Below are 11,745 nucleotides of genomic sequence, written 5' to 3'. Positions count from 1 at the left end.
CAGATATGTGCGCTCAGCATATAATTGACATCAGCATATATTCTTGCTAACGCGCTATGGATGAGCAGCAACGCATCCAGCAGTCCGGACCGATTTCCATCCCTGTTCCAGACGCGCGGCGATCGGGACCTCGCCGGTCTGGCGCGCGGCAGCGGCCTGTCCGAACCGGCGGCCGAGGCCGTGGCCGCCATCGATGCGGTAATGAGCAAGGTGCGCCGCTCGATCCAGCGCCGCGACTTCGGCCGCATGATCCTGGCGCGCGTAGACCCTTCGCTGGAAGTGAGCCATCTCGATGCGATCAGCGCCATCGCGAACAATCCGGTTTTCAGCGCTACCCAGCAGGATGAGGTGACGGTTGGCGTCATCGCCGAGCGCCTCGAGATCGATCCGTCGCGCGCCAGCCGCATCGCGGCCGACCTCGTCGAACGCGGCTATGCCTGCCGTGTCGCATCGCAACGCGATGCCCGCCGCATCTGCCTCAAACTCACCGCCAAGGGTGAGCGCCTCGTGGCGGCGGTGCGCCAGACCAAATGGCGGATTTTCGCCGGATCGCTGGCACAGTGGGATGAGCAGGACCTAGTAAGGTTCGCCACCTTGCTGGAACGCTTCGCCGGTTGGGCCATGGACGAAGCCGGGATGAAAAGATCCGCCGAGGCCGTCAAGCAGTTGATGGACGAGATGCTGCCCGAAACGAAATAGGCGGCACGGCGTGGACGCTCACCCATGTGTGCGAGCCGTTCGATAGCCCTTGACGCTCAGGTCGCGTCGGATCGTTATCGGTCGAAGAAACCGGCGTCCTCTGCCGCGAGATACTTCTTCGCCGCCTTGGCGTCGATGTCGAGGCCCAGTCCCGGAGCTTCGAGCAGGTCCACCATGCTATCCCTGACGATCTGCCCCTTGGGCAGGCCGACGACGATGTCCTCCCACCAGGGGTCGGAGGCGCTGGGATATTCGAAGGCGATGTAGTTGGCCGGCAGCGTGGCGCAGACATTGATCAGCGCGCCGAGGCCCAGCAGACCGTTCGCCGTGCCGTGCGGCGCCATCATGATCGAGTGCATATAGGCATGCTCGGCCACCCATTTGAGCTCGGCGATACCGCCGATGTCGGCGGGATCCGGGCCGATGACGCGCACCGCCTGTGTTTCGATCAGTTCCTTGAAATTATGGCGCAGATAAATCTGTTCGCCCGTATGGATCGGGGTGGACGTCGATGTCGTGAGTTCACGGTAGGCCTGTGGATTGACCCATGGCACATAGTCTCCGGTCAGCATATCCTCCAGCCACATCAGATTGTACTTTTCCACGGCCCGCGCGAAGCGGATGGCGTCGGGCAGGAACCAGCCGGGGCCGCAATCCAGCGCCAGCGAGACCTTGTCGCCAAGCACCTCCTTCATGGCGATGACGCAGTCGATCATATGCGCCATGCCGCGCTCGCTGATCTGCCCCTGGTCCATCGCGCCGTGATAGGTCGGCGGCTGACGCACGCCGTAGTGGAAGCCGGGGACGCTGGTCTTCATGTTGGAATGAAAGCTGATGCCTTGCTTGACCATGAAGAAAGCTTCCGGCCGCTCCATCATCCATTTGACGTCGGCCGCGTAATCCTCCGGCCTGTCGCCGGTGCGCTTCTTGCGGATGGAGCCGTTGTAGACCCGCACCTTGTCGCGCACCTTGCCGCCGAGCAGCTTGTAGACCGGGACGCCGGCGGCCTTGCCGGCGATGTCCCACAGCGCATGCTCTATGGCGCTGACGGCGGCGCCGTAGGGCTTGAACGAGCCGCGCTGGCGGATCTTCAGCATCACGCGTTCGACATCCGTCGGGTCCTCGCCGATCAGCGCGTCGCGGAAATGCAGCACCCAGGGTTTCAGATAAGGCTTGGTGTACTCGACCTCGCCGAGGCCATGGAGGCCTTCGTCGGTGACGATGCGCACGATGGGGTGCCTGCCGATGACGGCGCACCTGAGATCGGTGATCTTCATGATGTCCTCTATTTCACCGACGAGAAGGCGGTTGGCGCGAGAAACTGGCTGGAAATATTGGCCAGGATCGGGCCATCGCGCTCGGACTCGTCGCGGGCCTCGAGCCATGCCGGATCGGTGGTGAAGGCCTTCCATCTCACTTCGCGCTCGGCAAGGGATTCCCAGGCGACGAAATAGGTCAGTCGATTGCTGTTTTCGCCGACCACCGTGGTGAAGAACCCGGCATGGCGGATGCCGTGTCTATCCCACAGCGCCAAGGTATGGTCGTTGAAACGCTTGAGCAGCGTCGGCAGCCGGCCCGGCACGCAGTCGTAAATGCGAAGTTCGTAGATCATGGTCCATCCTTCTGTTCACCTCTCCCTCCGAGGAGAGAAGTGTAGAGTCAGCTCCAGGTGCGGTCCCAGGAGTATTCGTCGTCCCAGTGATCGGTCGGTTGCCAGATGCCGGTGACGCCGGGCTGCAGGTGCTGGCTGATCACTTCGTCGACGATGTCGTCGATGCCCAGACCAGGCTTGTCGGGCACGGTGATGAAGCCGTCCTTGACCAGCGGCTTGGGCAGGCCGGTGACGATATCGTCCCACCAGTCGACTTCGACGCTGTGATATTCGAGCGCCATGAAGTTTTCCGTGGCTACAGCGACATGCGCGGCGGCCATTGCCGCGATCGGGCTTTCCGCCATGTGAATGGCCATGGCGACGCCATGCTCCTGCGCCGCGTCGCCGATCTTCTTGGTCTCGAGAATGCCGCCGGTGGTCAGCAGATCCGGATGGATGACCGAGATGCCGGCGTTGAGCAGCGGCTCGAAGCCTTCCTTGAGGTAGATGTCCTCACCCGTGCAGATCGGCACCGAGGTCGCCTGCTGCAACTGCCGATACTGCTCGGTGTACTGCCAGGGGATCACGTCCTCGAGCCAGGCCGGTGCGTATTTCTCGATCCGCCGGGCCAGACGGATGCCGTCCTGCAGCGAGATGTGGCCGACATGGTCGATGGCGAGCGGAACCTCGTAGCCGATCACCTCGCGGACCTCGTGGATATATTGGTCGAGCAGGTCGATGCCCTTTTCGGTGAAGTGGAGGCCGGTGAAGGGATGCGGCACGTTTTGCGCGTCATAGGCGGCATTACGCGCCCGGCGCTCGTCCAGCGTGCGTGCCGGGCCGCGAGCGGGATGGCTGCGGAAACCGTCGAGCACGCCGGCTGGCGCCACCACCGCGCCGGGAATGTGGGAGATCTGCGCCAGCCCGAGATCCATCTTGAGGAAGGTGAAACCGAGATCCATCCGCGCCTTGAGCCGCTTTCCGGTCTCGGTGCCGCTGGGCTTGTCCGCGTCGGTGTCGCAATAGACACGCACCTTGTCGCGAAACCGTCCTCCCAGCATCTGGTAGATCGGCACGCCGTACGCCTTGCCGGCGAGGTCCCAAAGCGCGATCTCGACTGCCGAGACTCCGCCACCTTGCCGTCCATGGCCGCCAAATTGTTTGATGCGGCGGAACAGCCGGTCGACGTCGCAAGGGTTCTCGCCCAGCAACCGGCTCTTCAGCATCAGCGCATAGGTCGCGCTGGCGCCGTCGCGCACTTCGCCCAGGCCGACAATGCCCTGGTTGGTGTAGATCTTGACCAGCGCGGAGGTGAACGGCGCGCCGACGATCTCGGCAACGCGCAGGTCGGTGATGCGCAGGTCGCTCGGCCTGGAGTTCGTATTTACCCGATTGAGCGCCTCGCCGGCGCTACCCGTCTTTGCCATGGCTTATCCTCGTTCTGATTGGTGGCGCCCCGCACCCCCGGCCTGCATAAGCGTTGCTAGCCAAGCTCTATCTCGTGGGCCTGCAGGTAGTCTCGGTTCATCTCGACACCGAGACCCGGCTTCGACGCCAGCTTGAGGCTGCCGTTCGAGACATCGAGTGGCTCGTCGATGAGGTGATTATATTTGTCCAGGTTCCACTCCGACGTTTCGAGCTTGTAGAAGTTGGGAACCGTCATCATCACCTGCGCTCCCGCAACCACATTGATCGGTCCCGCGGCGTCATGGGGCGAGACCGGGATGTAGTAGGCTTCGCACAGGGCGGAAATCTTCTTCAGTTCGGTAATGCCGCCGGTCCAGGTAACGTCCGGCATGATGTAGTCCGCAAGCCTGTTCTCGAGCACCGGCACGAAATCCCATTTGGTGTGGCCGCGCTCGCCCCACGAGATGGCGGCACTGACCTTCTCACGCACTTGCTTGAGGGCATTGAGGCTTTCGGGCGGGCATGGCTCCTCGAACCAGTCGATCTGGCCGGCTTCCTCGAGGCTTCGGCAGAGGCGAATGGCGGTGGGGACGTCGAAGCGGCCATGCGCGTCGATGAGAATGTCGACATCGGGCCCCGCCGTTTCACGGATCAAAGCCGTCAGTTCGGCAGCCTCGCGCTCGTCCTTGCGGGTCATGCTGCCATCGAGGTAGCCGTCCCGCTGTTCGCGCGCCAAGCCATCGGCGGTGCGGCCCTGGTGGGGGAAAGGATCGAACTTCAGCCCGGTGTGTCCGGATTCGACGATGTCTCGAATTTCGCGGACCACAGCCTCCTTGCTGGTAAACTTGGCCTGGTTGGGGTGGGTATAGAGCGCGATTTCATCGCGTACCGGTCCGCCCAGCAGCTCGTAGATCGGCTTGCCGAGAACTTTGCCGCGAATGTCCCAGAGCGCTATGTCGATAGCACTCACGCATTCGACCGCGGCGCCGCGGCTGCCCATATAGGTGAAGCTGCGGAAAATCTTGTGCCAGAGATGCTCGATGCGCGCCGGATCCTCACCTGTGACGGCAACACCGATCTGCCGCAGGATCGTGCACAGCGCGCGGTTGGCGAGCCTTGTGGTGGTGGTGATTTCCCCCCAGCCACTCACCCCTTCGTCGGTCGTCACCTCGACGAACAGGAACTCTCCCCAATAGGAAGCATCGGACTTGATCAGCCACGGCCGAACGCTCGTGATTTTCATCTCTCAACTACCTCTGTCTGATGGCCGGACCAATGATTTTCTGGGCTGGAAGTTCTATCCGGCCCGAGCGGCGTTGCGCGCACGCATCTGTTCGAGAACGTGCCGGCCGGAACCCTCGACATGGCGGGCAATGAGTTCGGCCGCCTCGTCGGCATTTCCGGATTTGATATGCGCGATGAGCTCGCGGTGTTCACGCATGATGGCGGCCCGCCGCGCGAGCGTGAAATTGAAACGGCGGCTCACGGCTCGCAGCACTTCGCGATGCTTCCACCAAAGCTCGGCGGCATGGCGGTTGTAGTGGCGCTGGTACATTACGGTGTGGAAGGCGGTATCCAGTTCACTGTGCCGCAATGTGTCGGTGAAGTTGTTCTCTTCGATCAGAGCCTGGATGCGTTCGAGTTCGGCGATGTCCTCGCCGGTCGCCATGTTCACGAACCATCGCGTCAGGGCCGGCTCGATCAGGACTCCGATCTCGTAGATATCCCGGACAAAATCCTGGTCTATGGGCCGGACGCGCGCGCCACGGTTGGCGACAAAGGTGACGAAGCCCTCCCCTCGCAACAGCTGCAGCGCCTCGCGTACGGGGTTGGTCGAGGTGCCGTGACGCCGGGCGAGATCGGTGACCACAAGCCGTTCGTTGGCGGCGAGCCGTCCCTCGATGATGTCTTCCCGGATCAGCTCATAAAGCGAGGCGCCCTCGCTGGACGCCCCGATGGGATCAATCCCCACGGGTGGCTCTGCTTTGAAATCACTTGTTTCGGCCAAAGCCGGCTCCCCCGATTAGTACATCGCATGCTCGATATCATACACGCGTTTTGCAAACAATGTACGATCGGGTGCGTTGACAGGCAATCCACGATCTGAAAACGTACCAGATGATCGAAGGGATACATTGAGCAGAAGGACGCATCCCGCACGGTCGGACGAGCCCCTTGGCGCACAGCGGCATGGGAGAATCTGGGAGGATACTATGACGAGGATTACACTCGGCGGTGCCGTCCTGCGCGGCACTGTCGCCACTGCTTTGATGGCGTCGCTCATGTCGGGATCGGCGCTGGGTTCGCCGCCGGTCGATTTGAGCAAGTGGTCGCCGGAATATGTGCGCTCCATCGCCGGCACACAGGATTTCGACACGGCCGCCGATTGCGGCAAGGTCACTCCGCTCGACTACAAGGGGCGACTGACGTTCTGGTATCAGGGTGTGTTCGAGGGCGACCCCGATCTCCTGCGCCAGTACTACAAGGATTTCTTCGAAACCTTCCGCAAGACCTATCCGAACATCCAGCTCGAGGATCAGGCCCTCACCTACAACGACCTTCTCGACAAATTCCGCACGGCGCTGCTCGGCAATGCGGCGCCGATGGCGGTCCGCCTGCAAATCCTGGGCGGAACCGAGTTCGCCTCGAAGGGTTATATGCAGCCGCTCAAGCCGGAAGATGTGGGCTATCCCACGGAGGATTTCTGGCCCGGCGCCATGAAGGCGGTAACCTGGGATGGCGTGACCTACGGCATTCCCACCAACAATGAGACGATGGCGTTCATCTGGAACGCCGACATCTTCAAGCGTGCGGGCCTCGATCCGGACAAGGCTCCGGCGACCTGGGACGACGTCGTCAAATATTCCAAGCAGATCCATGACAAGCTCGGCATTGCCGGCTACGGCCTCGTGGCGCGAAAGAACGCCGGCAACACGCCGTACCGCTTCATGCCGCAACTATGGGCCTATGGCGGCGGTGTCTTCGACGAAGCCTCCGCGAACCCGACCTATAAGGAGGTCGAGCTCAATAGCCCGCAGAGCAAGGCGGCGTTGCAAGCCTCCTACGACATGTATGTTCGCGACAAGTCGGTTCCGGTTTCGGCCCTCACCAACCAGCAGGCCGATAACCAGCCCCTGTTCGTCGCCGGCCAACTCGGCATGATGGTCTCGCACCCGTCCGACTATAACGTCATGCTCGACCTGCAGAAGAAGGCAACGGGCGCCGACAAGGAGAAGGCGCAGACCGTCATCGACAACATGCGCTACGGCCTGATCCCGACCGGCCCCGACGGCAAGCGCGCCGTCGTGTTTGGCGGCTCGAACATTCACATCCTGAAGCCCGAATATGTCGAGGGCGGCAAGGTGGACGAGCCGGCTGCAAAGGCCATCATCTGCATGTGGACGAGCCCTGAATGGTCGCTGAAGATGGCGTATGCCGGCTCGAACCCGGGCAACCTCAACGGCTTCAAGACCAAATGGATGAAGGAACGTCTGGACAACATCAAGTTCCTCGATGTCACCACCTCGATGTTGCCATACGGCATTCCGTTCCCGGCGCTGCCGCAATCCCCCGAGATCATGAATATCATCGTCCCGGACATGCTGCAGAACGCCCTGACCGGAGCGATGACCGTCGACCAGGCAGCGGACGACGCGGCCGAGAAGGTGAAGAACCTGATGGACGGACTCTAGTCCGGGCCTGACCTGCGATCCGACCGGCTGCGCCGATAGTGCGTGCAGCCGGTTTGCTCCGAACAACAAGGGCACGCCATCGTGACGATCGTGACCGGCAAGGCCGAGGCTCGCCGAAGATTGCAACCCGGTAGCTCCGGGGTGCTGCGGAATATCTGGGAGCATCGCGCCGACTACGCTTACGTGCTTCCAGCGATCGCCGTGATGCTCATCGTCATCGCCTATCCGATCTACTACACGGTCGAGCTGTCGTTCTTTAAAACGCCGCCTGGCCTGCAGCTCCGCGACAAGACCTTTATCGGATTGGACAACTACACGGCCATCCTCACCAGTCAGGTGTTCTGGAAAGTCACCTTGAACACCCTGATCTGGACGATTGCATCCACCTTCGTTGCCTTTGCCTTGGGATTTGCCGCTGCGCTGGCCCTCCACCGCGAGTTTATCGGCCGGGGTGTCCTGCGCGCTATCCTGATCATTCCCTGGGTCATCAGCGCGGTTGCCGCCTCCTATATCTGGAAGTGGATTTACCATTCGGACTTCGGCATCATCGGCGCGGTGCTGGTCGGCCTCGGATTGGCTGACCGGCCGCCGAACTTCATCGACAACGTCAGCACGGTGCTGCCCTCCTTGATCGTCGTCAACATCTGGCGCGAGTTTCCGTTTGCCATGATCATGATGATGGCCGGTTTGCAGACGGTCCCCGACCAGCTGCTGCGCGCCGCGGAAGTCGACGGGGCCAATGCATGGCAGCGTTTCTGGCACGTCACCTTCCCGCATCTGCGCAACGTCTCCACGGTGACGATCCTGCTGCTCGCAGTGGCCAATTTCAATTCCTTCATCATCCCGTGGATCATGACCGGTGGCGGGCCGTCGAACGCTTCGCACATCTGGATCACCCACATTTATGAGCTCGCTTTCGGCCGGCAGCGATGGGGCGTCGCATCGGCCTATTCGGTACTCCTGTTCCTCATGCTGATGGTGCTGGGCTACTTCTACGTTCGTGCGCTGGCCGGCAACGAGCGCAAAGAGGGGAGCGCATGAGCACGATCGTCGAGACAGCCCCTCGACGTCCGGCCCGGCGCCGCATGCGCATCGACGGATGGCGTTGGGCCGGGCGCGTCTTCCTCGTGTTCATGCTGCTTTACACCGCGTTGCCGATGATCTGGATGCTGATCACATCGATCAAGTCCGGGTTCGCGGCGATGCAGTTCCCGCCGCAATGGTGGCCGGAAGAGCCTACCCTGGCCAGCTACCAAAAGCTGCTCGATCCGCAAAACAGCGTCGGCCAGGACTTCCTGCGTTTTTTCTGGAACAGCCTCTACGTGTCCACGGTCACCACAATCCTTTCGGTGATCGTGGCCGTTCCTGCGGCCTACGCGTTTTCGCGCTTTCGTTTCCCCGGACGAAACTTCCTGTTCTTCACCGTGCTTTTGCGCAACATGTTCCCGGCGGTGATCTTTCTCGTGCCGCTCTTCATCCTGATGCGCGCGATCGGGCTGGTGAACACGCATGGCTCGCTCATTCTCACCTATCTCACCTTCGGCCTGCCGCTGGCGATCTGGCTGCTCAAGGGCTTTTACGACAACATTCCGGTGCAGCTCGAGCAGGCGGCGCGGATCGATGGGGCGACCCGGTTCCAGGCCTTCATCCTGATCGTGATGCCTCTGTCGACGCCCGGTATCATCGCCACCGCGATCTATTCCTTCATTGGCGCCTGGAACGAGTACATCTATGCCTACACCTTCCTTTCCAAGAACGAGCAGTTGACCCTGCCGGTCGGCATACAGCGTTTCTTCTCGGAGAATACGACGGACTTTCCGGGCCTGATGGCGGCCAGCTTCATGATGAGCGTGCCCGTCGTGGTGCTGTTCCTCCTCCTGCAACGATACTTCGTACGCGCCCTTACAGAAGGCGCGGTCAAACACTAGAGCCGGATGATTTCAGGTCTGTTCGACCTGAAATCTGAATGCGCCTCTAAATCAAAGAGATAGAGCATGATGTCGTCCGAAAACCGCTTCACACTTTTCGGCATCATGCCGTAGGGAGTTGCCGATGGCCCACGTGGTCCTGAGAGATCTCGTCAAGACCTATGGCGGCTTCAAAGCTGTCAACGACGTTTCGCTGACGGTCAATGACGGCGAGTTCGTTGCGCTCGTCGGCCCTTCGGGCTGCGGCAAGACAACCACGCTCAATCTTGTCGCGGGATTGATCCCGGTCACATCGGGCGACATCGTCATCGGCGACCGCGTGGTGAACGACCTCGACCCCAAGGACCGGGACATCGCGATGGTGTTCCAGAACTACGCGCTCTACCCGCAGAAATCGGTCTACAAGAACCTGGCGTTCCCGCTGCAGATGCGCAAGCTGCCCAGGGACGAGATCGACAGGAAGGTCAAGGAAGCGGCGCGCGTGCTCGACATGACGCACCTGCTCGAGCGCAAGCCGCGCGAACTTTCAGGCGGGCAGCAGCAACGTGTCGCCTTGGGGCGCGCCCTCGTCCGCGACCCTGCCGTTTTCCTCATGGACGAGCCGCTCTCCAACCTCGACGCCAAACTGCGGGTCCAGATGCGCTCGGAGATCAAGCGCTTCCACCAGGACCTCAAGGCGACCATCATCTATGTCACGCACGACCAGCTCGAAGCCGTGACCATGGCCGACAAGATGGCGGTGATGAACGGCGGCTACCTGTTGCAATACGATTCTCCGGCGCAGGTCTTTGCCCATCCGGTGAACATGTTCGTCGCCAGCTTCGTCGGCAGCCCGGCGATGAGCCTTGTTCCACTGGAGGCATCGACAGCAAACGGCAACACTGCGTTGACCGGCGCGGAGGGCTGGAGCCTTGAGCTCTCGCCGCTCAACGCCCGGAAGGTTGCGAAGGCAACGTCGAGGAAAGTCGTGCTCGGCGCACGTCACTCGACCATCAGGCTCCACAAGAGCGCGGTGCCAGGCAGCGTCCCGGCCAAGGCCTATACAGTGGAGCTGACCGGAGACGTCACCTTCGTGCAGGCGTTGCTGTCCGGCGCCATCGTCAACATCAGCGTGTCCCCCAACATCTCCGTCGCACCTGACGAGCAGATCTGGCTCGAGTTCGACCAGGAGCGGCTGCATCTGTTCGATGGCGAAACTGAACTGGCCCTCAAGGCCGGCTGAGACAAGACGGGGTTCATTGGGAACGTTGGGGATGACTGAAAAGCTTAAGATCACCGCGATCAAACCCTATCCTGTATGGGTTGGAACGCGTAATCAGATGCTCGTCAAGATCGAGACCGACCAAGGCGTCTTCGGCTGGGGCGAGAGCGGCTTGAGCGGGCGCGAAAAGGCCGTTGCCGGCGCGGTCGAGCATTATCGCGAGTTTCTCATCGGCCGCGACCCGATGCAGATCGGGCGGATCTGGCAGGAGGCATATCGCAGCCAGTACTTCGAGGGCGGGCGCGTTCTGCAGGCGGCGATTTCCGCCATCGACATCGCCCTGCACGACATCAAGGGCAAGGCGCTTGGGGTGCCTGTCTACGAACTGCTGGGCGGCAAGCAGCGCGACTGCATCCCCACCTTCGCCTCGACCGGAGACGAGGCCGAGGGCGACGTCGCCATCGAACGAGCCCGGGAGCTGCGCGCACGGGGTTGGCAGGCGATCCGCTTCTTCCCCGCAGGGCAAAGCAGCAGGGACATCTTCGAACCCCGCGAGTCGATCGGCGCTACCGCGAGCATGCTGAACAAGGCGCGCGAGGCGCTTGGCGACGACGTCGTTCTCGGCATCGACTATCATCATCGGCTGTCGGTGGCAGAGGCGGCGAGCTTCTGCAACAAACTCGGCCGCGGCGTGCTGGATTTCCTCGAGGAGCCGATACGAGACGAGACACCTGAAGCCTACGAATCCCTGCGCAGGATGACCGACATCCCGTTTGCCATCGGCGAGGAATTTGCCAGCAAGTGGCAGTTCCTGCCCTACATCGAGCGCGGCATCCATCAGTTCAACCGGCTCGATGTCTGCAATGTCGGCGGGCTTACCGAGGCGATGAAGGTCGCTGGCTGGAGCGAGGCGCACTATGTCGACCTGATGCCGCACAATCCGCTTGGTCCGGTGTGCACGGCCGCGACCCTGCATCTCGCCGCCGCGGTACCCAACTTCGCGTGGCTCGAGACCAGGGAACCCGAGACGAAGCTGGGCTTCGACAATTCCGACTTCTTCCCCGTGCAGCCACGGCTCGACGGTCCCGACTATCCGGTCAGCGACCTGCCGGGGCTCGGCGTCGAGGTCAACGAAGCGGCGGTCCAGGCGGAGGCTTTTCGTTTCTGGGAAGCGCCTCACCTCAGGCGCCGGGACGGGTCTGTTACGAACTGGTAGTTCCATCTCAA

General features: G+C 61.8%; 11 protein-coding genes. 6 read left to right on the top strand and 5 right to left on the bottom strand.

What is annotated here, in order from left to right:
* Nucleotides 1-60: 60 nt before the first annotated feature.
* Entirely contained in the window at nucleotides 61-699 is a 639-nt protein-coding gene (locus X733_RS01000000165860; RefSeq protein ID WP_023744514.1) for a MarR family winged helix-turn-helix transcriptional regulator, read from the top strand.
* 74 nt (nucleotides 700-773) lie between these two features.
* Here X733_RS01000000165860 and X733_RS161070 read toward each other — a convergent pair whose 3' ends face one another.
* Genes X733_RS161070 through X733_RS161090 form a run of 5 tightly spaced genes read right to left on the bottom strand, consistent with a single transcriptional unit; the run spans nucleotide 774 to nucleotide 5,705 of the window.
* Nucleotides 774-1,976, bottom strand: coding sequence for a mandelate racemase/muconate lactonizing enzyme family protein (locus tag X733_RS161070; protein ID WP_023817858.1), 1,203 nt, complete (start codon nucleotides 1,974-1,976; stop codon nucleotides 774-776).
* Between the two features lie 8 nt (nucleotides 1,977-1,984).
* Nucleotides 1,985-2,311, bottom strand: a complete 327-nt coding sequence (locus X733_RS161075; RefSeq protein ID WP_023817857.1) for an NIPSNAP family protein — start codon at nucleotides 2,309-2,311, stop codon at nucleotides 1,985-1,987.
* Nucleotides 2,312-2,358: 47 nt separating this feature from the next.
* Nucleotides 2,359-3,717 carry a mandelate racemase/muconate lactonizing enzyme family protein gene (locus tag X733_RS161080; protein WP_023817856.1) on the bottom strand — a complete coding sequence of 453 codons (1,359 nt, stop codon included), beginning with the start codon at nucleotides 3,715-3,717 and terminating at the stop codon, nucleotides 2,359-2,361.
* 56 nt (nucleotides 3,718-3,773) lie between these two features.
* Complete coding sequence (locus tag X733_RS161085) at nucleotides 3,774-4,940, bottom strand: mandelate racemase/muconate lactonizing enzyme family protein (protein ID WP_023729476.1); 1,167 nt, start codon at nucleotides 4,938-4,940, stop codon at nucleotides 3,774-3,776.
* Between the two features lie 54 nt (nucleotides 4,941-4,994).
* The gene (locus X733_RS161090) at nucleotides 4,995-5,705 is read right to left on the bottom strand and encodes a GntR family transcriptional regulator (protein WP_023817855.1); all 711 of its coding nucleotides are present in this window, start codon (nucleotides 5,703-5,705) and stop codon (nucleotides 4,995-4,997) included.
* A 205-nt stretch (nucleotides 5,706-5,910) separates the two neighbouring features.
* Here X733_RS161090 and X733_RS161095 point away from each other — a divergent pair, with 205 nt between their 5' ends.
* From X733_RS161095 to X733_RS161115, 5 genes are all read left to right on the top strand, one after another.
* Nucleotides 5,911-7,389, top strand: coding sequence for a sugar ABC transporter substrate-binding protein (locus X733_RS161095; RefSeq protein ID WP_031193052.1), 1,479 nt, complete (start codon nucleotides 5,911-5,913; stop codon nucleotides 7,387-7,389).
* An 81-nt stretch (nucleotides 7,390-7,470) separates the two neighbouring features.
* Nucleotides 7,471-8,430, top strand: coding sequence for a sugar ABC transporter permease (locus X733_RS161100; RefSeq protein WP_023681191.1), 960 nt, complete (start codon nucleotides 7,471-7,473; stop codon nucleotides 8,428-8,430).
* Complete coding sequence (locus tag X733_RS161105; RefSeq protein WP_023817853.1) at nucleotides 8,427-9,317, top strand: carbohydrate ABC transporter permease; 891 nt, start codon at nucleotides 8,427-8,429, stop codon at nucleotides 9,315-9,317. The genes X733_RS161100 and X733_RS161105 overlap by 4 nt, the downstream gene beginning before the upstream one ends.
* A 124-nt stretch (nucleotides 9,318-9,441) precedes the next feature.
* Nucleotides 9,442-10,539: an ABC transporter ATP-binding protein gene (locus tag X733_RS161110; protein WP_023817852.1), complete on the top strand. Its 1,098-nt coding sequence runs from the start codon at nucleotides 9,442-9,444 to the stop codon at nucleotides 10,537-10,539.
* A 31-nt stretch (nucleotides 10,540-10,570) separates the two neighbouring features.
* On the top strand, nucleotides 10,571-11,734 hold the full coding sequence (locus X733_RS161115; protein WP_023817851.1) for a mandelate racemase/muconate lactonizing enzyme family protein: 1,164 nt from the start codon (nucleotides 10,571-10,573) through the stop codon (nucleotides 11,732-11,734).
* Nucleotides 11,735-11,745 lie beyond the last annotated feature (11 nt).

The sequence above is a fragment of the Mesorhizobium sp. L2C066B000 genome (assembly GCF_000502335.1).
GTDB lineage: Bacteria > Pseudomonadota > Alphaproteobacteria > Rhizobiales > Rhizobiaceae > Mesorhizobium.
Note: the sequence above shows the minus strand (reverse complement) of the source record. Positions and strands in the feature narration are given on the sequence as shown.